Origin of the sequence: Streptomyces sp. NPDC093591, assembly GCF_044764885.1 — a bacterium.
In the GTDB taxonomy this organism is placed as follows: Bacteria; Actinomycetota; Actinomycetes; order Streptomycetales; family Streptomycetaceae; genus Streptomyces.
The window spans coordinates 259524-282863 of the sequence record NZ_JBIWIY010000012.1 but is presented as its reverse complement, the minus strand read 5'-3'; the positions used below and the strand labels follow the sequence as shown (position 1 = coordinate 282863).

Below are 23340 nucleotides of genomic sequence, written 5' to 3'. Positions count from 1 at the left end.
CTTCGAGGGCTCTGGTGGTCAGGGACCGGTTCTTCGTTGGCCCGGGCTGTTCGGCCCCCTTCCGGGGACCGGATCGGCCCCCTTTCGGGGACCGGACGCTTCGGCAACATGATGTTTCACATGGCGCACGATCGAGCACTCTGCGCAACAGAATCCAGTGCGGGACCCCCGTCGCCTCAATGGTTTCCCGCAAATGCGGCCCAAACCGGGCCCCAGCTGGTGAGAGTTGAGCCTTGACCCGCACGCAGAAGCAGTCCGAGCACCCCGCCTCCGTGGTCCTGGGCAAGGAGCCGGTGTGCGTCGACGGCGCCACGGCGGGTTACGCGACCAGCGCGTCGTACGGCTACACACTGGGCCGCTGCGTCGCGTACGCCTGGCTTCCCACCCTGGCCAACGGCACCGGCGTGCACATCGAGTACTTCGGTGAGAAGGTGCCGACGACGGTCGCCGAAGAGCCGCTCTTCGCCCCGAAGATGACCCGCATCCGCCGATAGGAAAGGCACAGGAGAGGCACATGTCCCCCACCTACGACGTGATCGTCATCGGCCTCGGCGGCATGGGCAGCGCCGCCGCCCACCATCTCTGCGCGCGCGGCGCCCGCGTGCTCGGCCTGGAGAAGTTCGGCCCGGTGCACAACCGTGGCTCCAGTCACGGCGGTTCACGCATCACCCGGCAGTCGTACTTCGAGGACCCGGCGTACGTCCCGCTGCTGCTGCGCGCCTACGAGTTGTACGACGAGCTGGAGCGGGCCACCGGCCGGGACATCGCCACCCTCTGCGGCGGCGTCATGGTCGGCCGTCCCGATACGCCGGTCGTCTCCGGCTCGCTGCGCTCGGCCCGGCAATGGGACCTGCCGCACGAGATGCTGGACGCGAAGGAGATCCGCCGCCGCTTCCCGACGCTGGCGCCGCAGGACGACGAGGTGGCGCTGTACGAGCGGAAGGCCGGTTTCCTGCGGCCCGAGAACACCGTCGCCGCGCACCTTCAGCTGGCCACCCGGCACGGCGCCGAACTTCACTTCGACGAGCCGATGACACGCTGGGAACCGTACCGGGACGGAGTTCGCGTCCACACCGCCGAGAACACCTACACCGCCGGCCAGTTGGTGATCTGCCCGGGCGCGTGGGCTCCGCAGTTGCTGACCGACCTCGGGGTGCCGTTCACCATTGAGCGGCAGGCCATGTACTGGTTCCAGCCGAAGCACGGTATTGATCCGTTCCGCCCCGAGAATCAACCCATCTACATCTGGGACGACGCGGCCGGCATCGAGGTGTACGGCTTCCCGGCCATCGACGGCCCCGGTCTTGGTGCCAAGGTCGCCTTCTTCCGCAGGGGCCAGGTCACCACTCCGGAGACCATCGACCGGACGGTCCACGAGGACGAGATCCGGGCTATGGCGGACCACATGTCCGGCTGCGTCCCGGACCTGCCCGGCGCCTTCCTCAAGGCCGCGACCTGCATGTACTCCCTTACCCCCGACGAGCACTTCGTCATCGCCCGCCACCCCGCGCACCCGGAATCGGTCACCGTGGCCTGCGGGTTCTCCGGGCACGGCTTCAAGTTCGTGCCCGTCGTCGGCGAGATCCTCGCCGACCTCGCCCTGACCGGCACCACAGAGCACCCGATCGCCCTGTTCGACCCTGCCCGCCTCGCTGCCGCGCCCGCGTGCGGAGCACGTACGTGACGACGACACCCGTTCCGGAGACTTCGCTCTCCGTGGCCCACCAGATCTCCCCCCAGCCTCATCGCGGCGCTGCCGGGCCGCTACTACACCGACCCCGAGATCTTCCGGCAGGAGCAGGAACACCTCTTCGAGGCGATGTGGTTCTGCGCCGTCCGCAGCACCCAACTTGATCGGTGGCTTCAAGCAGTCCGGCTTCGGACGCGAGCTCGGGCCCTCGGGCCCTCGGGGCTCTCCGAGTACCGCGAGACGAAGCACATCTGGCGCAACACCAATCCCGCTCCGCAAGGGTGGTTCGCCTGACTCCCGGGTAGCAGCACGCTCACCACCGGTCCTTGATCGGCGGTACCCGTCCGAGCCGCTTCAATCCCTTCCCCGGCACACGAGGAGTCCACCCATGTCAACAACGGAGCAGCCAACCAGTCCACACAGTCATGACGACGTCGAACTCGCCGAGTTCGGCTACAAACCCGAACTCAAGCGCAGCCTCGGCAACTTCCACACCTTCGCCGCCGGGATCAGCTACATCTCGATCCTGACCGGCACCTTCCAGCTGTTCTACTTCGGCTACGGCAGCGGCGGCCCCGCCTACTGGTGGTCGTGGCCGATGGTGTTCGTCGGCCAGTTCATGGTCGCCCTGTGCTTCGCTGAGCTGGCCGCCCGCTATCCCGTCGCCGGCTCGGTCTACAACTGGTCGAAGAAGATAGGCAATCCGCATCTGGGCTGGCTCGCCGGCTGGATGATGTTGATCGCGTCCATAGTGTCCATATCGGCCGTGGCGCTGGCCTATCAGTTGACACTCCCTCAGATCTCGTCGGTCTTCCAGATCGTGGGGGACGGCACCGGCAAGTACGACGTGGCGACCAACGCGGTCATCCTGGCCGCGGTGTTGATCCTCTTCACCACCTTGGTGAACGCTTTCGGCGTCAAGTTGATGGCGAGGATCAACACGGCGGGCGTGTTCATCGAGTTGATCGCCACTGTCGTATTGATCGTCCTGTTCGCCGTCCACATCACCCGCGGCCCGCAGGTGGTCATGGAGACGAACGGCACCGGCACGGGCTACGGCGCCGGATACCTGGGCGCGTTCCTGGTGGCGTCGTTGGCTTCCGCGTACGTCATGTACGGCTTCGACACGGCGTCCTCCCTCGGCGAGGAGTGCCTTGACCCGTCCCGCAACGCGCCGCGCGCCATCATCCGCGCGATCGTGGCCTCCTTCATCCTCGGTGGCCTGATCCTGCTGCTCGCGCTGATGAGCGTCTCCAGCCTGAAGGGCGAGAAGCTCTCCACCGACGGCCTGCAGTACGTCGTGCTCGACGTGCTCGGCCCGACGGCCGGCAAGGTGATGCTGTGGTGTGTGCTTATCGCGGTCACGGTGTGCGCCCTGGCGGTCCACACGGCGGCGATCCGGCTGGCGTTCGCGATGGCCCGGGACAACAACCTGCCAGCGTCCTCGCTGCTGGCCCGGGTGAGCCCGCGCTTCCAGACGCCGGTGCTGCCGACCGTGATCATCGGGATCCTGGCCCTGGCGATCCTGGTGGTCAACATCCGTCAGCCTCAGATCTTCACCGTCGTCACCAGCATCGGCATCATCATGATCTACCTCGCCTACCTCGGTGTCACCGCCCCGATGCTGGTGGCGCGGCTGCGCGGCAAGTGGCAACCCGCGGGCGACGGCAAGTTCTCGCTGGGCCGGTGGGGACTGCTGGTCAACATCCTCGCCGTGGTGTGGGGCGCGGGCATGACGCTCAACCTGATCTGGCCGCGCGCCTCGGTCTACAACGCGACGGCTCCGTACCACTGGTATCTGCAGTGGGGCGCGGTGCTGTTCGTCGCCGTCATCGCGGGCGGCGGCTTCGCCTACTACTGGTTCGTCCAGCGGCACCGCACGGGCGTCCTCGCCGAGCACAGCCTGCGGGGCACGGACACACCGGCCAAGGAGGTCGACTCGCGATGAGCATCGACGAGTTCGACTGTGTCGTGGTCGGCGGCGGCACGGCGGGCAACGTCGTGGCGGCCCGGCCGACGGAAGATCCATCGGTCAGGGTGTGCGTGCTGGAGGCGGGGCCGAGCGACGACGACAACGTCCTCAGACTCGAACGCTGGGTGGGTCTGCTGGAGTCCGGTTACGACTGGGACTACCCGGTCGAACCACATGTCACCGGCAACAGCTTCATTCGTCCCGCCCGCGCCAAGGTGCTGGGCGGCTGCTCCTCTCACAACTCCTGCTCCTCTCACGACTCCTGCATCGCCTTCTGGGCCCCGGCCGAGGACCTCGACGACTGGGCGGGCGCGGGCTGTACGGGCTGGAGCGCCGCCGACCTCTTCCCGCTCTACCGGCGGCGGTCATGGACAAACGGCCGAACCTGGAGGTCCGTACGGGCGTACGCGCCAAGAAGCTCGTCCTCGACGGGCGGCGCTGCGTGGGCGCCGAGTATCTGGACACGGACCTGATCCACACAGGGACGGTGCGGGCCCGGCGCGCGGTGATCGTCTCGTGCGGGGCGATCGACTCGCCGAAGCTGCTGATGCTGATGCTGATGCTGTCGGGCATCGGCCCCGCCGAGCATCTGCGTGAAGTCGGCGCCGAGGTCGTCGTCGAGGCGGGAGGCGTGGGCGAGAACCTCCAGGACCACCCCGAGGGCGTGATCATGTGGGAGGCCCGGCAGTCGACGACCACCACGTCCAGCCAGTGCGGGGAGGCCGGCATCTTCTACACCCCGAACCCGGCCTCGACCGGCCGGACCTGATGTTCCACTACGGCTCGGTGCCGTTCGACATGAACACCGCGCACGAGCATGACGTGCGGGTGATGACGTACGGGCTCAAGCTGGTGCGGAAGATCGCCTCGCAACCCGCGCTGAGCGGCTGGGCGGGCGCCGAGCTGGCCCCGGCCCGGAAGTGCGGACCGACGACGAACTGCTCGACTACATCGACAAGACCCACAACACCGTCCACCACCCGTCCTGCACCGTGAAGATGGGCGCGGACGACGACCCCTCCGCCCCGCTCGACGCGCGGCTGCGGGTCAAAGGGATCGAGGGGTCGAGGGGGTCAGGGTCGCGGACGGCTCGGTCATGCCGGATCTGGTAACCGTCAACCCGTGCGTCACCACGATGATGATCGGCGAGAAGTGCGCGAACTTGTTGAAGGAGGAGGATGCGTAGCCGCACCAGGGAGACGGGGAACTGCGCGACCGGCCACCAGCCGGCCCGCAGTTCCCCACCGGCCGCGCCGCTACGGTACATTCACCGCCGGGCGCTTGAACATCCGGGTCGCGGTGATCTCACTGTGCACGGCCTCCCCGGCGGAAGCCTCGCGCGGCAGTCCCGGGCGGAGGTGTTCCTCCACGCTGATGTACTTCAGCCCCGCCCGCAGGTCGGCGTCATTGCGCAGCCGGATGACCAGGGGAAACTCGGCCAGCGCGGTCGTGTCGAACAGGCCCGTGGTGTACAGGAGCTGGACGCCGAGTGCGTCCGACACGGCGCGCTGCAGCTCCAGCAGGTAGGTCGCGTTGGCGCGCCCGATCGGGTTGTCCAGGAACAGCGTGCCGGCGTGCCGGTGCTTGTCCCGACCCCGGTCGTTCGACCGCAGAGCCGCCATCGTGCAGTACAACGCGATGGCCGCCGTCAGCAGCTGACCGCCGGAGAACACGTCGCCCATCTGCCCGACGGGCACGCGCTCCGCGCGCAGTACGGCATCCGGCTTGAGGATCTCGACGGCGACGCCCTTGGGCTGGAGCGCCGCGGCGACACCACGCAGCAGCAGGGACATACCGTCCCGGCGCAGGTCCGAGTTCTTCTTCACGGCCGCCCGGGTCGCCTCGTCGATCACCTCGCCCAGCCGTTCGGTGAGCGTGGCCTGGTCGGGCTCCTCGAAGCGGATGCGCAGGAACTCCTGCCCGGACCACTCGCCGAGCCCCTCGGGCAGCCGGGAGAGCCGCTGGGCGGAGCGCAGGGTGGCCAGCGCCGACTCGACCAGGCCCCGGAGCCGGTCCACGATCGAGTCCCGGTTCCGCTCCAACTGCGCGAGCTCGTCGGTGAGCACGCGGAGCCGGGGCGCGAAGGCGTCCGCCCACTTCTGCGCGTGCTCGGGCAGCGTGGACGCGGGCAGTTCGCGGATCTGCTGGCGAGCGGGGGTGCGGACCTGCTCGTAGCGTGTGGAGTTGGCGTGCCGTACGAGCACGTCACTCGCCTCGCGTACGGCGCCCTCGGCGGCGGAGAGGTCGGCGGCGCAGCCCCGCAGCGAACGGCGGGCCTCCGCAGCGGACTGCCGGGCCTCGTCCAGGCTGCCGGGGTGCGGCTCTGGCTCCCCCTGCTCGTCCTCCGAGGTGTGCTCGCGCAGCAGGTCGCGCAACATCGCGGCGATCTCGTCGAAGCCGCCCGCCGCGTCCTCGGCGGCGCGGTGCGCTTCGAGGAGCTCCGCGTGCGCCTCGCGGGACTGCGTCAACGCCTCGGTGCGGGAGGCGAGTTCGGCGGTGGCCGTGCGCAGCAGTGCCTGCGCGTGCTCGGCGTCGCGCGGCTGGAGTTCCTCGGACAGCTCGGTGTGTGTCTCCCCGTCCTCGGGCGCGTGCCGCTCGGCCTCGCCGCGCAGCCGGCCGAGCTGCTCGCTCGCGCTGGACATACGGGTCTCCAGGAGCTGGACCAGCTCCTCCGCACGTGAGGCGGCCGCCTGCCGGGAGGGGCCGTCGGAGCCGTCGGGCGACTGGAGGAGCTGTTCGGCCCGGGTCCGGACCTTGTTGCTCAGCCGGTCCAGCTCCGCGAGCGCCGCGCTCTCGTCGCTCTCCGCGCGGGCCTGCTCGGCCCGCAGGTCGGCGCCGACGCCGACCTTCTCGTACACCTGGGAGGCCGCCCGGTACGCCTCACGGAGCGCGGGCAGAGACGCCTTCGGGGCGTCCGCGTCGGTGTCCGGTACGTCGTCGGGGGCGCCCGCGATCTCCGAGCGCTCGGCACGCAGGGCACGCGCGGTACGGCGCGCGTCGTCGGCGGCGCGCTGGGCGGCGCGGCGGTCCTCGTCGGCGGCCCGGGCGCGCTCCAGGCAGGCCTGGGCGCGGGCCTCGGACTCGGTGGCCTCGTCGGCGAGTTCGCGCAGCTTGACCTGCCAGCCGGCCCGCTCGCGCAGCCGGAAGGCCAGCCCGGCCAGGGCGTCCGCGGCACGCCGGGCCTTCTGCGCGGCCTCCTGTCGCTCGTCGCGGACCTGGGCGGCCTCGGCGGCGGCTTCGTCGGCCTCGGCCCGCACGGTCCGCGCCTCGGCCAGTTCGGCCTCGGACTCCTCGGCGAACGCGCGCGCTTCCCGGGCCGACTGGGCCAGCTCGACCAGCCGCCCGGCCGGGCAGCCGGTCCGCCACGAGGCGAGCCGCGCCGCCAGCTCCCGGTCCTTGCCGAGCCGCGCGGCGAGGGCACGGATCTCCTCGTCCCGCTCGGTCGCCCGGGCGCGCAGCGCCTGCCGCTCCTCGTCGGCGGCGTGCTCGTCGTGCATGGCGGGGTTCGGCGGTACGAGAAAGACGTCACCGTTCTGGGCATCCGGCGCCGGTGTCGGGGCCAGCAGGGCGGCGGCCGTACCCACGGCCACAGCCGACCGGGGCAGCAGCGCGGCATCACTCAGCACCTCGCGGGCACGCGCGTGCGTGTCCGGGTCGGTGATGATCACGCCGTCGACCAGTTCGGGCCGGGCGGCCAGCACACGCGCGTGGTCGGTGGGGTCGACGGCCTGGGCGAGGTAGCGCCAGCCCGGCAGGGCGGGGATGCCCTGCTCGCCGAGGAACTCCACGGTGGCCAGCACGTCCGGGCCGGGCGGCAGCAGCCCGCCGTCACCGAGCGCGCCGAGGATCCGGGAGTCGTCGGCAGCTGCCGTACGCAGCTCGAAGAGATGACGCTCGGCGCCGGAGACGGCGTCGTCGAGCAGTTCGCGCAACTCGTCGGCGAACCGGTCCAGGTCCTCCGGCGTGAGGGCGCCTTCGGCGAGGGCGCTCGGGGTGAGCGTCGGTGCACCGTCGCGCGCGGCCGTGATGCCCTTGCCGTCGTCACCCGTGCGAGGAGCGGGAACGGTCCCGCGCCTGGCGCCGGACTCGCCGGACAGGCCGAGCAGTTCCGTGAGCCGCTCCTCCGCCGCCAAGCTCTCGGCGAGACGGTGCTCCGCCTCGTACGACCGCTCCGCCGCCGTGGCAGCATCCGCCGCGCGGGCCGCCGTCAGCTCCGCGCGGGACTCGGCCGAGGCCGCCTCGCGCGCGTGCTCCGAGGCTCGCCGGGAGGCCTCGCGCGCGGTGTCCCAGGCGGCGACGGCCGTCTTCTCGGCGTCGCTCGCGGCGAGGGCCGCGCGGGCCGGGTCGGCGTCGGGTGCGCTGTCGTCGAGCCAGCCGGCGCGCACGGCCTCGGCGGTCTCCTGCTCGACCTCGGACAGCCGCTGCCGCAGATGCCCGATCTCACTACGGGCCCGCTGCGCCTCGGTGGCCGCGGCGGTGGAGTCCCGGTACGCGGCCTCGCCGACCTCCTGGAGCGCGGCGGACCGCTCCTCCCCCTCGTTGGCCAGGGCCTCGGCGCTCTCCGCGGCCGCGTGCAGGGCCCGTACGAGATCGACGGCGGCCTTGGCTCGGGCGGCCAGCGCGGGGGCCGCGTCCCGCTCGGCCTCCTGGATCGCGGTGGCCACGCGCGCGACGCGGTCGGCGGCGGCACGGTGCCGCAGGACGGCCTCGGCGGCCTGCCAGGCGGAGTGCAGGGTGCGCGCGTCGGCGAGCTCGCGCTTCTGCGCGGCCGCCGACTTCTCCGCCGCCGCGAGCGCCAACGAAGCGTGCCGATAGGCGAGTTCGGCGGCGATCAGAGCGCTGCGCTCCCGCGCCGCCTCGGTGTGGGTCACGGCGTACGCGGCGGCGGTGACCCGCTGGGCGAGGTCCGCGGCGCGCACCCGCTCCCGGACACCCCGCGCGGTGAGCCGCCGGGCCAGGGTCCGGGTCCGCCGCTCGGCACCGGCATGGATGTCACGCGCACGCGCACGTGCCTCGGCGGCTTCGACGATCCGCCCGAGCAGGTCCACGGACCCGGCGGTGAAGTCCCGTTCGGCGATCAGCTCGGCGCGTCGGCCCAGCTTGTTGCCGAAACCACTGACCAGGTCGGCGAGGCCATCGGTGTCCCGGGTGTCCGTGACGGCCCGCAGCAGCAGGTCGGTGAAGTCGGAGTCCTTCTTGACCGCGAAGAGGCCGGCGGCTTCGCCCTCGTCGGCGTTCATCTCCCGCTGGTAGCGGAAGAGTTCGGGGTCGAGGCCGAGGTCGCCGAGGTGCTCGATCCACCGGTCGTGGATCTCCTCCCAGTGCACCTCCAGATGCGGATACGCCTTGCCCGCCTCCGTGAGGGCGTCCCGGAAGCCCTTCATGGTGCGGCGGCGCCCCTGCGCGCCCGACTGGCCCTCGACGGGCGGTCGTACGGCGGTGGACTCGGCGACGGGCAGGTTGTCCAGGCTCAGCCCGGGACCCGGGCGGAAGGAGTACCAGGCCTCGGCGAACTTCCGCGGGTCGTTGGAGACCTGGCGCCCGCGCCACTCGCTGACCTTGCCGACCACGACGCACTCGCCGGTGAGCGTGTGCTGCCATTCCAGCGCGACATGCCCGCAGTCGTCGGCGAGCAGGAACTTCCGCAGCACACCGGAGCTGGCGCCGCCGAGGGTGTTGCGGTGGCCCGGCAGCATCACGGAGAAGATCAGCTTGAGCAGGACCGACTTGCCGCCGCCGTTCTCCAGGAAGAGCACCCCGGCGGGCGCGGGCCGGCGCGGCGGCCCGACGGGCTCCTCCTCGAAGAACTCCGCCTGCGTCGGCGCGGGGTCGGGCACGGGCTCGCCCACTCCGCGCAGGTCCAGCACGGTGTCGGCGTAGCGCGCACCGGCCGGTCCGATGGAGTAGAGACGGACCCGGGACAGCTCGTACATGGCGGACTCTCGTAAGTCTTCGGCTGAGTCTTTGTCAGATCAGGGACGTTCGGGGCTTCAGGGCGGGCTTCAGGCGGAGTGGAACGGCAGCCCGGCGTCGGCCACCAGCTCCAGGTCGTCCGTGTCCTCGGCGGGCAGCAGGCTCGGCGTACCGTCGGTGACCGGGACCACGCCCAGCTCCAGCAGCTCGGCCATGGCGGCGGTGCCCGCCATGTCACGTACCTGGAGTTGGTAGCGGGCCGTGGTGCGGTACGTGCCGCCGCTGTCGTCGCCGGTGCGCTGCAGGAAGCCGGAGTCGGTGAGGAAGGCGGCCGCCTTGCCGACGATGCCGGTGGTCGAACCGGCCAGTCTGCGCGCGTCCTTGGTGGCGCCGGTCGCGCTGCGTCTCACCCAGATCCGCCAGGCGGCCTCGAGGCCGGGCGCGTCCGTCGCCGGATCGGTGTTCTCGCCCTGCTCCTCGGCCCGCTCCTCCAGCCGTCGGCAGGCCTGGCGTACGAAGGCGTCGACGCCGTTGACCGTCACGCGCCCGATGTAGCCGTCGTCGGCCAGGTCCTCGGGCCGCGGGAACGCCATGGCGGCGATGGCCAGATGGGCCAGCCCGTGCAGGAAGCGGTCGCTGCCGTCGGCGGACGTACGACGCGCGTAGTCACCCATGCGGACGGCGAACACGGAGTCCTCGGCGGCCGTCACGGCCATCCCCGCGCGCGGGGACACCTCCAGCACGACCAGTCCCAGGCCGGCGGCCACCGCGTCCGCGAGCCGGGCGAACGGGGGGTCCTCCCGGTATCGCCGCAGCAGCTCCGTGTACTCCTGGTCCCGTGCGGGCTGCAACTTCGGCTGCAGCCCGAAGGCGACCAGCCGAGCCGCGTCGGCGGCGTCGGCCGGGGTGACGGCGGCGGTCGCCGACGGGGTGGGGACCTCCGTGTCACTCCACTCGACGTGCTCGCTCACGGTCGGGGCTCCTTGCTGCGCTGTCGCTCACTCATGCTGCTTCCGTCCTGTCCGCCGCCATCCCCGCCGCGTCCAGCAGAGCCGTCCCCACGATCAGGTCGGCCCCACCGAACTCGGGGTCGTCCAGCTCCGTCCCGTCGTCCACGGCGAACAGCAGCTTCTGCTCGCCCTGCCGATAGGCGGTACCGACCGGCGGGCTGGCCGCGTGGACGGCCAACAAGGCCACCAGGTACGGCAGCTCGGGATCCTGGCGCCGAGCCTGGACCAACAGCCCGGACAGCCGTCGCGGCGCATCCGCCGGCAGGTCCAGCAGCTCCATGGCCGCGGCCAGCTGCTCCTCGCTGAACCGGCTGTCGTCCGGCGTCGCGATGAGGTCGGGCTCGGGCATCTCGGCGCCGAGGTGCTCCCGCTCCACGGGCGGCGTCAGCAGTATGTCGACGAGATCGCCGACCCGCACGGACACCGGCGTACGCATGCCCGTGCCGCGTGCGAAGAAGGCGTCCGTGACCCGGACGGACTGCTCCAGGGGCAGCGGCAGGACAGGGGCCAGGAGGTGTCCGTACAGGTCTGTCCCCGACGTCGTCATGGGTGTCGCGAAGGCCTGCCGGTCCTGCTCGGCGCGGAACAGCGGTCCGGCCTCCAGGAGCCGGGACTGCAACTGCGTGTGCCGTCGGATGCAGTCCTTGACGATGTCGACGAGCTCGGCGGCGCGGCGCTTGTGCTCCGGGTCCTCGGTCTCGTCGCGCGCTTTGCGGATGTTGGTGAGGATCGCGTTCTCATGGCGGTACCGGTCGGCGACGTGGTCGAGCGCCTCGGCGATCATGTCCGGTACGGCGTTCAGCCAGTCGACCGCCCGGACGTTGCGCCGGGTCGCGTCCAGGGCCCGGCGGAGCGTCTCCGAGTACTGCACGGTCCGGTAGCGGGCCTGCTCGGCGGCCAGCTGCGCGTCGGCGAGCCGACCGCGGTTGATCAGCACCTCCAGCTTGACCTCGGCGGCGATCTGCGCGCTGGTGACGTCGGTGTCGAGGGCGCCGACCAGGACGTTGACCGCCTCGTCGGTCGTACGGAGATACACCGTGCCGCCCGGCCCCGGCACCTCCTCGATCAGCTTGAAGTCGTAGTCACGGCGGACGTAGCTGCCGTCCGGCGCGAACGTGCCGTACACGGCCCGGAAGCCGCGGTCCACACTGCCGACATTGATCAGGTTCTCCAGGACCCAGTGGGCCACCCGCTCGTGTTCGGCGACGGGGCGCTGCGGGGCCTGGGCGGCGATGCGCGGGATGAGGCGGGCGACGATCTGGTCGTGGTCGGCGCCCGTGTCGAAGTCCATGTTCAGTGTGACCAGGTCGATGGCGGCGAGCGCCACCTCCGCCATGCCGTACACCGAGTACTCGCCCGCGAGGTTGGCCTTGCGCGCGTCGAGGTCGTGCAGCGGCGCGGTGCAGGCGAGCGCGCGCAGCCGCCGCGCCAGCCCCTCGTCGGCGGCCGGGCCCGGAGCAGGGCGCGGCCCCGCGCTGAGCTGGGGCGGAACACGGTCCGTCGATGCAGGCGAAGTCACGGTGCACAGACTAGGTCCTAGGTCTGACAACGACCCAAACGAACGCGTACCGCCGGGAGCCGGAAGCGCAGGTCGGCCCGGTCATGCCCCTACGGGGCGCTCACTCGCCGCCGGTAGACCTCCACGACCCGTTCCAGCGAATCGTCGAGATAGACCGCGAGCAGCTTCTCGGCCTCGGCCTTGTCACCCGCCTCCAAGGCCCGGAGGATCTCCCGGTTGCGCGCGAGGTAGGGCTCGTGCAGCCGGTGTGGATCGTCCACCACATGGAAGGCCAGCCTCAGCTCCGCGAAGACGCTGCGCATCAACTCGTCCGTGCGGGCGCTCCCGGCGAGGGAGACCAGCTCCCGATGGAAGTGGATGTTGGCCGTCCCCAGCCCTTTCCAGTCACCTTCGCGCACCGCGCGCTGCCCTTCGGCGACGGCTGCGGCGGGCCCCTCCAGGGGGTACGGCGGTGCGCCGAGCCCGCGGACGACGGCGCACTCGACCAGACGCCGGGTGCGGTAGATGTCCTCGACGTCCTCCACCGCGAGGACCCGTACGAACACGCCCCGGTTCAGCTCGTGCACCAGCAGCCGTTCATGGGTGAGCAGCCGGAACGCCTCGCGCAGTGTGTTGCGGGACACACCGAGCGCCCCTCCGATGCTGTCCTCCGACAGCCGGGTGCCGGGCGGGAAGAAGCCCTCGGCGATGCGGCTCCTGAGGATGTCCGAGACCCGCTCCGCCGTGCTCGTACGCCCCAGGAGGGCACGGTCGTCGGCCAGTCCGCCCAGCTGCTCTGCCATGCCCGGAATTCAACCGCAGACACGAGAACGAAACAACACGGGTATTGAAGGATCGTTCAACGATCCTCTACCTTGCTGCTCACGGTCCCTGCTCACCGTTCAGCACCCCTGCTCACCGTTCAGCTCAGTTCCGCACCCTCCGTCCCCTCTCTGCGAGGTGCCCATGAGCACGACCCCTCCACCGCAGGCTCTGACAGACGCCCACCCCACCACTGCCGAACGCGCCGACGACGACGGCGCGTTCGGCTGGCTGCGCGCCCTGGGGCCGCGCGGCCGCCGCGCCTTCGCGGGCGCTTTCGGCGGCTATGCCCTGGATTCATACGACTACTTCACCCTGCCGCTGAGCATGGTGGCGCTGGCCGCGTACTTCGGCCTGGACAGCGGCCAGACCGGCCTGTTCACCACCGTCACGCTCGTGGTCTCCGCGATCGGCGGCGCCCTCGCGGGCGTGCTGGCCGACCGGATCGGCCGGGTCAAGGCGCTGATGATCACGGTCATCACGTACGCGGTCTTCACCGTCGCCTGCGGTTTCGCGCCCAACTACGAGACGCTGCTGGTCTTCCGCGCCCTCCAGGGCCTCGGCTTCGGCGGCGAGTGGGCGGTCGGCGCGATCCTGGTCGCCGAGTACGCGAGCGCCAAGCACCGTGGCCGCACGCTCGGCGCGATCCAGAGCTCGTGGGCCGTCGGCTGGGCACTGGCCGCGATCATGTACACGCTGGTCTTCTCGTTCGTCGACGACGACCTCGCGTGGCGCGTGATGTTCTGGACCGGCGCGCTTCCCGCGCTGCTCGTCATCTGGATGCGGCGCCGGGTGCACGACGCCCCGGAGGCGGTCGCCGTACGCGAACGAAGCGCGGAGAAGGGCTCGTTCGCGGCCATCTTCAAGCCCGGCCTGCTGCGGACGACGATCTTCGCGGGCCTGCTCTCCACCGGCGTCCAGGGCGGCTACTACACCCTCGCCACCTGGGTGCCGACCTATCTCAAGACCGAGCGCGACCTGTCGGTCGTGGGCACCGGCGGCTATCTGACGTTCCTGATCTCGGGCGCCTTCATCGGCTATCTGACCGGCGGTTACCTCACCGACCGGCTGGGCCGGCGGCGCAACATCTGGCTGTTCGCGCTGCTGTCGGCCGTCTGCATCCTGGCGTACGCGAACATCCCGGACGGCGCCAACACCCTGCTCCTGGTGCTCGGTTTCCCGCTCGGGTTCTGCATGTCGGCGATCTTCAGCGGCTTCGGGTCCTACCTGAGCGAGCTCTACCCGACGGCGGTGCGCGGCACGGGACAGGGCTTCACCTACAACACCGGCCGCGCGGTGGGCGCCGTCTTCCCCACCACGGTCGGCTTCCTGGCCGACAGCTGGGGCGTGGGCGGCGCGCTGGTCTTCGGCGCGATCGGCTACGGCATCGCCGCGCTCGCCCTGCTGGGGCTGCCGGAGACGCGCGGGAAGGAGCTGGTGTGAACCGTACGGAACACCTGGCGCTCACCCTCGTGACCGAAGACCGCCCGCTCACCCTCGTCGACGAGCACGCGCACGCGTGGAGCCCGCAAACGGCACGCACCCGCTTCCGGGAGGGCCTCACGGGCCCCACGGCCGGGGTCGCGGCGGGCCACACCCAGGTCAACCTGATCTCGGTGCCCGCCGACTGGGCGTACGACATGCTGCTGTTCTGCCAGCGCAACCCCAAGCCCTGTCCCGTCCTCGACGTCACGGACGCCGGTTCCTGGACCACCGTCCTCGCCGAAGACGCCGACCTGCGCACCGATCTGCCGCGCTACCGGGTGTGGCGGGACGGCGAGTTGGTGGACGAGCCGACGGACGTGCGCGCGCACTGGCGCGACGACCTGGTGTCGTTCCTGATCGGCTGCAGCTTCACCTTCGAGTGGGCGCTGGCCGAGGCGGGAGTGCCGATCCGCCATGTCGAGCAGGGCCGCAACGTCCCGATGTACGTGACCAGCCGTCAGTGCCGCCCGGCGGGGCGGTTGCACGGCCCGATGGTGGTGTCCATGCGCCCGGTGCCGCCGGTCCACGTGGCGGCGGCGCTGAGGGAGACCGGCCTCCTCCCCGCGGTGCACGGCAGTCCCGTGCACTGCGGTGACCCGTCGGCCCTGGGCATCGCGGACCTCGGCCGCCCCGACTTCGGCGATCCGGTGGACGCCGAGCCGGACGACATCCCCATGTTCTGGGCGTGCGGGGTGACCCCGCAGGCCGCGGTGATGGCCTCGCGCCCGCCGTTCGCCATCACCCACGCGCCAGGCCAGATGTTCCTGACAGACGCCCGCGACGAGCAGTACCGCATCGTCGCCTGACAGAGGAAAGCACGTAACCCATGACCTCGATTGATCTCAACGCCGACCTCGGCGAGGGCTTCGGCCGCTGGCAGCTCACCGACGACGAACGGCTGCTGTCCGTGGTCACCAGCGCCAACGTGGCCTGCGGCTTCCACGCCGGGGACGCGGCCACCATGCGGCGCGTCTGCGAGCAGGCGGCCGAGCGCGGCGTACGGATCGGCGCCCAGGTCTCCTACCGGGACCTGGCGGGGTTCGGGCGGCGCGCGATGGACGTGCCGCCCGCCGAGCTGGCGGCCGAAGTGGCCTACCAGATCGGCGCCCTGGAGGTCTTCGCGCGGGCGGCGGGCACGCGCGTGTCGTACGTCAAGCCGCACGGCGCGCTCTACAACCGTGTCGTGCACGACGAGGAGCAGGCCGGCGCGGTCGTCGACGGGGTGCTCCTCGCGGACGCCGCGCTGCCCGTGCTCGGCCTGCCGGGCTCGCGGCTGCTGGAGCTGGCCGCGAAGGCCGGACTTCCGGCCGTCACGGAGGCCTTCGCCGACCGCGCGTACACCGAGCTGGGCACGCTCGTGCCGCGCGGCCAGGACGGCGCCGTGGTCACCGACCCGGAGGCCGTCGTGGAGCGCTCGGTGGGCCTGGCCCGCTCGGGCGTGGTCACCTCGCACACCGGAGTTCCCGTCGGGGTACGCGCGCGTTCCCTGTGCCTGCACGGGGACACGCCCGGCGCCGTCGAGCTGGCCCGCCGGGTCCGGGCGCGGCTGGAGGAGTCGGGTGTCCGGGTGGAGGCCTTCGTATGAGGGCGCTGCCGGTCGGCGACGACGCCCTGCTCGTCGAGGTGTCCTCGGGCGAGGAGGCCCGGGCGCTGCACGCGGAGTTCCTCCGGCGCCGTACGGAGGGGTCGTTGTCGGTCCGCGAGATCGTCCCCGCCGCCCGGACGGTCCTGCTCGACGGCCTCACCGACCCGGTCCGCCTGGCCCGCGAACTGACCACCGCCGATGTGCCGCCCGCTCCCCCACGCGCGCGTGCGGCCGTCGAACTCCCGGTGCGCTACGACGGCCCGGACCTGGCCGAGGTCGCCGCGCACTGGGGCGTCACCCCGCGCGAGGTGGCGCGCATCCACGCGGGCACCGAATTCAGCGTCGCCTTCTGCGGTTTCGCCCCCGGGTTCGGCTATCTCACCGGCCTGCCGCCGCGCTACGACGTGCCGCGCCGGGCCACTCCGCGCACGGCCGTCCCCGCCGGTGCGGTGGCGCTGGCGGGCCCGTACACGGGCGTGTACCCGCGTTCGTCGCCGGGCGGCTGGCAGCTGATCGGCACCACGGACGCGGTGTTGTGGGACCACACACGCGTGCCGGCCGCGCTGCTGTCACCGGGCACGCGCGTGCGCTTCGTTCCGGTGGGCAGTTCGGCGGGGAGCTCATGACCGACCGCGCGCTCTCCGTCGTTCGCGCCGGCGCGCTCACCACCGTGCAGGACCTCGGCCGTCCCGGGCACGCCCACCTCGGTGTGCCCCGCTCGGGAGCGCTGGACGGGCCCGCGGCAGCGCTCGTCAACCGCTTGGTCGGCAACGCCCCGGAGGCGGCCGTACTGGAGACCACGCTCAACGGCTGTGCGGTGCGGCCCCGTTCGACGGTGACCGTGGCGATCGGCGGCGCGCCCTGCCGCGTCACGGTGGACGGACGCCCGGTCGCCTGGGGCGCTCCGGTGCGCGTCCCCTCCGGTGCGCTCCTGGACGTCGGCGCGGCCACGTCGGGCGTACGGAGCTATCTGGCCGTCTCCGGGGGCATCACCGTCGAGCCGGTCCTCGGCAGCCGCTCCACGGACCTGCTGTCCGGTCTCGGGCCACCGCCCCTCACCGACGGCACAGTGCTGCCCCTCGGCCGGTCGACGCAGTTCCACGCGTGCGTGGACGTCGCCCCGCAGGCGGCGCCGCCCGTCGAACTCGTCCTGCGCGTGACACCCGGCCCGCGCGACGACTGGTTCACGCCGGCGGCCGTGCGCGCCTTCACCTCCCGCACGTACCGCGTCTCCCCCGCGAGCAACCGCATCGGGCTGCGCACCGAGGGTCCCGCCCTGGAACGGGCGATCACCCGTGAACTCCCCAGCGAGGGCGTGGTCCTGGGCGCGGTCCAGGTCCCGCCCGACGGCCGCCCTGTCGTGTTCCTGGCCGACCACCCGACGACCGGCGGCTACCCGGTGATCGCCGTCGTCCGAGCGGCCGACCTCCCGGCCGCCGCCCAGGCGGTACCGGGCACGCCGGTCCGGTTCGTGGCGGTGCGCCGACGCTGACGTCCGTCACGCGCGCGTGCCGCTACGCCGCCTCCGGTTCGGGCTGCTGCTTCGGGACCGAGCGCTGCCCTGGCAGCCACAGTCCCTCCGGCAGCGGAAGCTGACCCGGCACCGACAACCCCTCCGGCAGACACCGGTGCTCCGGGACCGACCGGTACTCCGGGACCGACCGGTACTCCGGCACGGATCGGTGCTCCGGCATGGATCCGTGCTCCGGCAGCGACCGATACTCCAGTACCGGCTCGGGCACCAGCTCCGGCCCCGGCAACGAGGCCAGCGCCATCGACACCGCCTTTGCCGCGCGCAGATCGAGTCGGCCGCACGTGCCCTTCGCGCGGTGCCGCATCTCCGTGGCGGCGAGGCGCAGCAGCTGAGGCAGCAGGTCATTGCAGCGCCGGATCACCCAGGCGGTGCCCGCGGTGGCCAGCCACAGCAGGCTCGCCGACTTGGTGGGCGGCGGGAACTCGGGCTCGGCGGCGGGCGCGGTCCCGGTCGTCACGCCGGCGTCCGCCAGCATCTCGTGGAACCGTATGGCCAGTTGCCGGTGCCCCCGCTCCCCGGGGTGCAGCCGGTCCGCGCTCCACATCGCCCGGTCGTCGACCCAGTCGCCCTCGGCCGCGTGCAGGTGCAGGGCGCCGTACCGCTCGGAGAGCGCGTGCACCACGGTGTTGACCGCCCGCTGCCGCCGGGCGAGCGGGCTGCCCAGCACTCCGGGCAGTCCGAGCATCGAGCCGGGGTCGGGCAGGCACGCGGTGAGCACGGCGGTGCCCTGCCGGGTGAGGGCGGCGTAGACCTTGTCGAGGCGTTCGGCGATGTGGTGGATGTCGAACGTGCGGCGCAGGGTGTCGTTGACGCCGACGAGGACGGAGGCGACGTCCGGGCGCAGGGCCAGCGCGGCGGGCAGCTGGGTCTCCAGCACGTCCCGCGTCTGGGCCCCGCTGACCGCCAGGTTGGTGAACTCGGCGGGCGGTTCGGACAGTCCGCCGGCGAGCAGCGCGGCCCAGCCGCGCCACCCGTTCCCCACGGGATCGCCCACCCCCTCGGTCAGCGAGTCCCCGAGGGCGACGAACCGGAGCGGTCTCATGCCGCGCCCTCCGCACGCGAGAAGGGACGCACCGGCACGGCCGCGTCGTGCGCGGCGAGGAAGGCGTCCACCGCCGTGCCCCACCCGAAGCACTCCGCACGCGCGCGTGCCGCCTCCCGGCGCTCGCGCTCGGGACGGTCGAGCAGCATCTCCACGGCGTCCGCGAAGGCGTCACCGTTGTCCGCGGCGGTGGCCCCGGCGGCACCGATCACCTCCGGCAGCGCGGACGACGCGCTCGCCACGACGGGCGTACCGCAGGCCATGGCCTCCAGTGCGGCGAGCCCGAACGTCTCGGCGGGCCCGGGTGCCAGGCAGATGTCGGCGGAGGCCTGGAGCGCGCCTAGCAGGCTGCGGTCGGCGACATGACCGAGGAAGGTCACCGGCAGGTCGCGCTCCTGCGCCCGCTGTTCGAGCCGCGCCCGCAGGGGGCCGTTTCCGGCCACCACGAGCACCGCCCGCACACCGCGTGCGCGCAGCGACTCCAGGGCGTCCAGCGCGGTGCCGGGCCGCTTCTCCACGGAGAGCCGGGAGCACATCACGAGCAGCTTCTCGTCGGCACGCGCGTGTGTCTCGCGCAGCGCCGCGTCACGCAGGGTGGGACGGCGGTTCATCAGGTCGACGCCCAGCGGAGCCCGTACGACGTTGCGGGCGCCGATCCGCACGAACTCCCGCTCGGCGAACTCGGTGGTGCACACGACCTTCGCGTACGTGTGGGCCGTACGGACGTTGAGGGCGTCCGCGGCACGCCGGGACAGGTTCTCCGACAGCCCCCAGGTGCGCAGCACGCCGTCGGCGGTCTCGTGGGAGACCATCACGGCGGGGACCCGGGCACGGCGGGCCCACCTGCCGGTCCAGCGCAGCGTCGTACGGTCGGAGACCTCCAGGCGGTCGGGGGCGAGCTCCTCCAGGAGGGCCGCGACCCGCCGCTTGTCGATGAGCACCCGGTAGCCGCCGGTGCCGGGCAGCATCGGGCCGGGCAGGGTGATCACGCGGCCCTGCTCGGTCTCGCAGTCGCTGTACTTCTCGCCCGGCACGACGAGGACGGGATCGTGGCCCGCCAGCTTGAAGCCCTTGCCCAGCTCCCGCAGCGCGGTGCGCAGCCCTCCGGAGGCGGGGGCGACGAAGTTCGCCAGCCGGACGATGCGCAGCGAGGTGTTCATACCGTTGCGAGGCGCCGTGTTCATACCGCCACCGCCGGCCTCCGTGCCTTGAGCACGGCCTCGTAGTGGTCGATGAGCTGGTCGCCGATGGCCGCCCAGGTGCGTCCCTCGACCGTGGCACGCGCGGCGGCCCCGTACGCGGCACGCAGCGCGGGATCGGCCGCCAGGACCCGCACGGCGTTCCGTACGGCGTCGGCGTCGCGCGGGGGCACCAGGAGCCCGGTGCGGCCGTGGTCGACCAGGTCCAGCGGACCGCCGGCGGCGGGCGCGACGACGGGCACGCCGCTCGCCATGGCCTCCTGCACGGTCTGGCAGAAGGTCTCGAAGGGACCGGTGTGGGCGAAGACGTCGAACGAGGCGAAGATCCGGGCGAGGTCGTCCCCGCCACGGCGGCCCAGGAAGACCGCGCCGGGCAGCGCCTCGGTGAGCGCCGGCTGGCTCGGCCCGTCGCCGACGATCACGACCTTCACGCCGTCCAGACCGCACACGCCGGAGAGCAGCTCGATGTGCTTCTCGGGGGCGAGCCGCCCGACGTAGCCGACGATGAGCTCGCCGTTCGGGGCGAGTTCGCGGCGCAGGGCCTCGTCGCGGAGTTCGGGTCGGAAGCGTGCGGTGTCCACGCCCCGGGCCCACAGCTTGAGCCGGGGCACCTCGTGGGTCTCGAGATCGCGCAGGGACGCGCTGGACGGGACGAGGGTGAGGTCGGCGGCGGAGTGGACGGACCGTATGCGCCGCCAGGCCGCGGCCTCGCCGGCGCCCATGTAGGTGCGGGCGTATCCGGCCAGGTCGGTCTGGTAGACGGCGACGGCGGGGATGCCGAGCCGGGCGGCGGCGGCCATGCCTCGGACGCCGAGGACGAAGGGGCTGGCCAGGTGCACGATGTCGGGCTGGTGCTGGATCAGCGCTGCGGCGAGGCGCCGGCTGGGGAGCGCGACCCTGACCTGGGGATAGCCGGGGAGCGGGAGGGAGGGGACATGGACGACGGGGCAGGGCGCCAGCGAGGCGGCTGCCTTGTTCCCGGGAGCGGGGGCCGGGGCGACGACGATGGGGGCGTGACCGCGGTCGACGAGGTGTCGGGCGGTCTGGAGCGCGCAGTGGGCCACGCCGTTCACATCGGGGGGAAAGGATTCGGTCACGATGACGACACGCATACCGGTGTTGTCGCCGTGCTGGACGTGGCCGCGTCAAAGTGGATCTTTCCGAACGACAAACGTCCCATGAGCGTTCCGCTGCGCCCCCGAGCGGGTCAGGCCACGTCCATGCGCACCTGACCCGCAGGTCACCCGGAGTTCACCCGGCGAGCGGATCTCCGCGAGATTCACAGGGCGGACACATGCCCGCCCGATGATCAGTCGGCGGTCGCGTCGGGCCCGATCCGGCTGCGTACGGCCGTCTGGACCTCGTCCTCCTCGGCGGGGTCGGCGGCGAGCCGGCGCAGTCGCTCGACCACACGCGCGTCACCGGTCTCGGCGTGCCGGGCGGCGATCTCGCGGGTGGACTCCTCGCAGTCCCAGAGGCATTCGACGGCGAAGCCGGACGCGAAGGAGGGGTCGGTCGCGGCCAGGGCACGGGCGGTGCGGCCGCGCAGATGCGAGGAGGCGGTCTCGCGGTAGATATGGCGCAGTACGGGGGCGGCGCAGGCGATGCCGAGCCGTCCGGTGCCGTCGACGAGGGTCCACAGGGTCGGCGCGTCGGGGCCTTCGCCGCGTACGGCCTCTCGTAGGGCGGCGAGGACGAGGTCCTTGTCCCCGGCTCCGCCCCGGCAGGCGAGCATGCGTCCGGCGGCGGCGCCCAGCGGGTCGGGCCGTCGGGCCCAGCCACGCGCCCGGTCGACGGCGGCGATGCTGCGCATCCGTTCGAAGGCGTCGAGGGCGGCCTCCACGACGGGCGCCGGTCCGGCGATCACGGCCGCCTCGATCAGGTCGAGGGCGTCCGGATCATTGCTGTCGGCGAGGTAGCGCAGGGCGGTGCAGCGGGCTCCGTCGGTGCCGTCCTTGGCGGCGGCGACGATCTCGGGCCGGTCCTCGGGGCCCGCGACGGCGCTGAGGCACCGAGCGGCGGGCACATGGAGCGCGGCTCCGCGCTCGATGCCCTGCTGGGCCCACTCGAAGACCGCCTGCACGCTCCACCCCGGACGGGGCCCGGTAGGTCGCATCTGCCGCTGCCAGCGGTCGAAACAGCCGGTCTCCTGAGCGGCACGCACGCGTGTGGCGATCGATTCACGCGGATCCTCGGCCCACAGCCGCCACGGCCGTGGCTCAAAAGCATCGCGTACGACGACGGCCAGCTCGGCCTCGCCCTCGGGATCGGCCGGGAAACGCGCCAGGACGGGCGCGGCGAGGGCACGCAGGCCCGCGTCGTCGTCCCTGAGTGCCAGCTCGTCCAGGGCCCAGGCCCAGTTGGAGCCCGTGGCGGCATACCTGCGCAGCAGCTCCAGGGCGTCCCGCCTGCCGTAGGAGGCGAGGTGGCCGAGGACGGCCAGGGCCAGCCCCGTGCGTGACTCCTCGGTGTCGAGGGCGTCCTCGACGTCGAAGAGGTGGGCCTCGATCTCGTCCAGCTCGCCGTTCAGGTCGAGGTAGAGACGGGCGTAGTACAGGGAGCGGTTCTCCACCTGCCAGTCGTGGCGGGGGTCCCGCAGCACACAGTGGTTCAGCGCCGCGAGCGCCTCGGCGCGTGGGGCGGTGAGCGCGTGCAGTGTGCCGTCGCCGCGGCCCCGCTGGAGCAGGCCGAGCAGCGTACCGCTGGGCGCTATGACCGGTTCGAACATGGGAAACAGCCTCACATCAAGCGTCGACGCAACCGGGGATCTTGCTTCACCTGGCCGCGTGACAACACGTCGGGGCGCCCGCCGTTTCCTGCTTGCTGTAGACCATCTTCCTCTGCCTCTCGTCAGTGGCCCTCGCGGACCGCATCACGGCCCGCGCGGTGCGGCAACACCTGCCCAGCCATCGCGTCCGTGAATCACGACGTCATGATGACTCGGCACTTACATCTGCCGCGACCGAAATTTCGGCGGCCCGGTACCGCCTCCCCCGTTTTCCGTGTTTTCGCTGGTCAGAAAGGGCTGCTCAGTTCACGCCGAACAGTTCGAGCAGTTCCCTCTTGTCGAACATGCGGGCGGTGTCGACGGCTGACGGAGTGCCCGCGGCCGGGTCGGCGCCGGCCTCCAGCAGTGCCTTGATCACTTCCGTCTCACCCTTGAAGACGGCACCGGCGAGTGGCGTCTGGCCCAGGTCGTTGACACGGCCGGCCTCGGCACCCCGGGCGAGCAGGGCCCGCACCGTGCCGGCGTGGCCGTGGTAGGCGGCGAGCATCACGAGGGAGTCGCCGCGGTCGTTGGTGAGGTCGGCCGGGACACCCGCGTCGACATACGCCACGAGCGCCTCGGTCTGCCCCTGCCGGGCCAGATCGAAGATCTTGGTCGCCAGCTCCACGACCTCGGGGTCGGGGGCTTCAGTCATCGGCCGGACCGCCTCTCACTACGAACACGGGGACTGCGGGAACTGCGGGGAGCACGGGTTCGGCCGACGAGCGGTGTCGGCCGTACGAGTGATTCGCCAGGGTACTGGCTCGCGCCGTACATGACCCGATGCGTCCGAGGCAAAGATCATCGCAGACACGGCCGGACG

Annotated in this window: 15 protein-coding genes and 4 pseudogenes; 10 read left to right on the top strand and 9 right to left on the bottom strand. The window is 72.1% G+C overall.

The window, feature by feature from the left end; all coding sequences use genetic code 11:
* Nucleotides 1–257: 257 nt before the first annotated feature.
* The 5 genes and pseudogenes from ACIREI_RS26265 to ACIREI_RS26245 form a co-directional block, all read left to right on the top strand.
* A pseudogene (locus tag ACIREI_RS26265) lies at nucleotides 258–494 on the top strand (glycine cleavage T C-terminal barrel domain-containing protein); the annotation flags it as partial.
* A gap of 20 nt (nucleotides 495–514) precedes the next feature.
* On the top strand, nucleotides 515–1684 hold the full coding sequence (gene solA / locus ACIREI_RS26260; RefSeq protein WP_403337348.1) for an N-methyl-L-tryptophan oxidase: 1170 nt from the start codon (nucleotides 515–517) through the stop codon (nucleotides 1682–1684).
* A gap of 60 nt (nucleotides 1685–1744) precedes the next feature.
* A pseudogene (locus ACIREI_RS26255) lies at nucleotides 1745–1858 on the top strand (aromatic ring-hydroxylating dioxygenase subunit alpha); the annotation flags it as partial.
* Between the two features lie 220 nt (nucleotides 1859–2078).
* Complete coding sequence (locus ACIREI_RS26250) at nucleotides 2079–3638, top strand: APC family permease (protein WP_403337345.1); 1560 nt, start codon at nucleotides 2079–2081, stop codon at nucleotides 3636–3638.
* Nucleotides 3635–4848: pseudogene (locus ACIREI_RS26245) on the top strand (GMC family oxidoreductase). The gene ACIREI_RS26250 and the pseudogene ACIREI_RS26245 overlap by 4 nt, the downstream one beginning before the upstream one ends.
* A 70-nt stretch (nucleotides 4849–4918) precedes the next feature.
* Here ACIREI_RS26245 and ACIREI_RS26240 read toward each other — a convergent pair.
* The 4 genes from ACIREI_RS26240 to ACIREI_RS26225 form a co-directional block, all read right to left on the bottom strand.
* Nucleotides 4919–9595, bottom strand: a complete 4677-nt coding sequence (locus ACIREI_RS26240; RefSeq protein WP_403337343.1) for a hypothetical protein — start codon at nucleotides 9593–9595, stop codon at nucleotides 4919–4921.
* Nucleotides 9596–9664: 69 nt separating this feature from the next.
* The gene (locus ACIREI_RS26235; RefSeq protein WP_403337340.1) at nucleotides 9665–10546 is read right to left on the bottom strand and encodes a hypothetical protein; all 882 of its coding nucleotides are present in this window, start codon (nucleotides 10544–10546) and stop codon (nucleotides 9665–9667) included.
* A 31-nt stretch (nucleotides 10547–10577) separates the two neighbouring features.
* A complete protein-coding gene (locus ACIREI_RS26230) occupies nucleotides 10578–12104 on the bottom strand; it encodes a hypothetical protein (protein WP_403337337.1) in 1527 nt (508 codons plus the stop codon).
* Between the two features lie 89 nt (nucleotides 12105–12193).
* Nucleotides 12194–12886, bottom strand: a complete 693-nt coding sequence (locus tag ACIREI_RS26225) for a GntR family transcriptional regulator (RefSeq protein ID WP_403337335.1) — start codon at nucleotides 12884–12886, stop codon at nucleotides 12194–12196.
* Nucleotides 12887–13049: 163 nt separating this feature from the next.
* Between ACIREI_RS26225 and ACIREI_RS26220 the strand changes: the two genes are divergently transcribed.
* The 5 genes from ACIREI_RS26220 to ACIREI_RS26200 are packed head-to-tail and all read left to right on the top strand — an operon-like array spanning nucleotide 13050 to nucleotide 17467.
* Nucleotides 13050–14348: an MFS transporter gene (locus ACIREI_RS26220; protein ID WP_403337332.1), complete on the top strand. Its 1299-nt coding sequence runs from the start codon at nucleotides 13050–13052 to the stop codon at nucleotides 14346–14348.
* A gap of 14 nt (nucleotides 14349–14362) precedes the next feature.
* A complete protein-coding gene (locus ACIREI_RS26215; RefSeq protein WP_403337429.1) occupies nucleotides 14363–15196 on the top strand; it encodes a putative hydro-lyase in 834 nt (277 codons plus the stop codon).
* A 20-nt stretch (nucleotides 15197–15216) separates the two neighbouring features.
* Nucleotides 15217–15975: a LamB/YcsF family protein gene (locus ACIREI_RS26210; protein ID WP_403337329.1), complete on the top strand. Its 759-nt coding sequence runs from the start codon at nucleotides 15217–15219 to the stop codon at nucleotides 15973–15975.
* A complete protein-coding gene (locus ACIREI_RS26205; RefSeq protein WP_403337326.1) occupies nucleotides 15972–16601 on the top strand; it encodes an allophanate hydrolase subunit 1 in 630 nt (209 codons plus the stop codon). Before ACIREI_RS26210 ends, ACIREI_RS26205 begins: the two co-directional genes overlap by 4 nt.
* Nucleotides 16598–17467: a biotin-dependent carboxyltransferase family protein gene (locus tag ACIREI_RS26200; protein ID WP_403337323.1), complete on the top strand. Its 870-nt coding sequence runs from the start codon at nucleotides 16598–16600 to the stop codon at nucleotides 17465–17467. Before ACIREI_RS26205 ends, ACIREI_RS26200 begins: the two co-directional genes overlap by 4 nt.
* A 241-nt stretch (nucleotides 17468–17708) precedes the next feature.
* Here ACIREI_RS26200 and ACIREI_RS26195 read toward each other — a convergent pair.
* The 5 genes and pseudogenes from ACIREI_RS26195 to ACIREI_RS26175 all read right to left on the bottom strand — a co-directional run.
* Nucleotides 17709–18551, bottom strand: a pseudogene (locus ACIREI_RS26195) (SGNH/GDSL hydrolase family protein); the annotation flags it as partial.
* Nucleotides 18548–19711 carry a glycosyltransferase gene (locus ACIREI_RS26190; protein ID WP_403337426.1) on the bottom strand — a complete coding sequence of 388 codons (1164 nt, stop codon included), beginning with the start codon at nucleotides 19709–19711 and terminating at the stop codon, nucleotides 18548–18550. The gene ACIREI_RS26190 and the pseudogene ACIREI_RS26195, both read right to left, overlap by 4 nt.
* Nucleotides 19712–19731: 20 nt before the next feature.
* Nucleotides 19732–20862: a glycosyltransferase family 4 protein gene (locus ACIREI_RS26185; RefSeq protein WP_403337321.1), complete on the bottom strand. Its 1131-nt coding sequence runs from the start codon at nucleotides 20860–20862 to the stop codon at nucleotides 19732–19734.
* A 197-nt stretch (nucleotides 20863–21059) separates the two neighbouring features.
* Nucleotides 21060–22478 (bottom strand): HEAT repeat domain-containing protein, encoded by a 1419-nt coding sequence (locus ACIREI_RS26180; RefSeq protein WP_403337318.1) that lies wholly within the window; start codon nucleotides 22476–22478, stop codon nucleotides 21060–21062.
* A gap of 301 nt (nucleotides 22479–22779) precedes the next feature.
* The gene (locus ACIREI_RS26175; RefSeq protein ID WP_403337315.1) at nucleotides 22780–23172 is read right to left on the bottom strand and encodes an ankyrin repeat domain-containing protein; all 393 of its coding nucleotides are present in this window, start codon (nucleotides 23170–23172) and stop codon (nucleotides 22780–22782) included.
* Nucleotides 23173–23340: the final 168 nt, after the last annotated feature.